Source organism: Nonomuraea sp. NPDC049725 (genome assembly GCF_040674795.1).
In the GTDB taxonomy this organism is placed as follows: Bacteria; Actinomycetota; Actinomycetes; order Streptosporangiales; family Streptosporangiaceae; genus Nonomuraea; species Nonomuraea ceibae.
In genome coordinates this window covers 1-1,200 of sequence record NZ_JBFANJ010000045.1, presented here as the reverse complement: position 1 = coordinate 1,200, position 1,200 = coordinate 1, and the positions used below count along the sequence as shown (strand labels likewise).

Genomic DNA, 1,200 nt, shown 5'->3' with positions numbered 1-1,200 from the left:
CTAGTGAGCTGGTTTTGAGATTCGGTCGCAGTAGCGGCAGATGCGATCGAGGATCTGGTCAGCGGTCTTGGTCCACCTGAACGGCTTGGCATCCTCGTTCCAGACCCTGATCCACTCCTCCAACGCGGCCTTGAGAGCGTCCAGGGAGCAGAAGCTGCCGCGCTCCAGACAACGCCGCTCCAGCTCGGCGAACCAGCGTTCGACCTGGTTGATCCAGGAGGAGTAGGTCGGGGTGAAGTGCAACGTGAAACGCGGATGCGCCAGCAGCCAGGCACGCACCACCGGCGCCTTGTGCGTGGAGAGGTTGTCGCAGATGAGATGGACCGCCAGGCCCGGCTCGACCTGGCGGTCGATCTCCTCCAGGAAGTCGCGGAAGTCGACGGCGCGGTGCCGCGTGGACAGCTTGCCGATCACCTTGCCGGTGGCCGTGTTGAGCGCGGCGAACAGATCCACGGTGCCGTGCCGGACATAGTCGAAGCTGCGCCGCTCGGGCACCCCGGGCAGCATCGGCAGCACCGGCGCGCTCCGCTGCAACGCCTGGATCTGCGGCTTCTCATCGACGGCGAACACCGCCGCGTGGGCGGGCGGAGCCAGATACAGCCCGACCACATCGCGGATCTTGTCGATCAGCAGTGGGTCGGCCGAGATCTTGAAGGTCTCGGTACGCCAGGGCTGCAGCCCGAACGCCCGCCAGATACCGGCCACGCTGGTCGGTGAGATGCCCACCCGGCGGGCCAGCTCCCGTGTGGACCAGTGCGTGGAGCCGGGCGGCACTTCTTCCAGGGTGCGCACCACCACCTCCTCCACCTGCGCGTCGGTGATGGTGCGCGGCACACCCGGCCGGGGCTCGTCGGACAGCCCGTCCAGCCGGCGGGCCAGGAACCGGCTGCGCCAGCGGGCCACCGTCTTGCGATCCAGCCGCAGCCGGGCCGCCACCGCCACATTGCCGCCACGGCCGTCACCCTCGGCACAGGCCAGCACGATCCGCGCCCGCAACGCCAGCCCCTGAGCAGTCGAACGCCGCCGCGCCCAGCCCGTCAGCGTCCGCCGCTCATCCTCCGATAACACCACCGGCTCGAGCCTGCTGTCTGCCATGTCTCCAGCAGACCTCAGCAACCGGAGACCGTCACCACCACACAGCCAATCTGAAACGAAACACACCTCATGTGGTGTCCCGAATACTCACGGTCAGCTCACTAG

1 protein-coding gene is annotated in these 1,200 nt (G+C 67.7%); it reads right to left on the bottom strand.

Going from position 1 to position 1,200, the window contains the following annotated elements:
- Entirely contained in the window at positions 1-1,095 is a 1,095-nt protein-coding gene (locus AB0J53_RS45205; protein WP_362961256.1) for an IS630 family transposase, read from the bottom strand.
- Between the last annotated feature and the right edge of the window lie 105 nt (positions 1,096-1,200).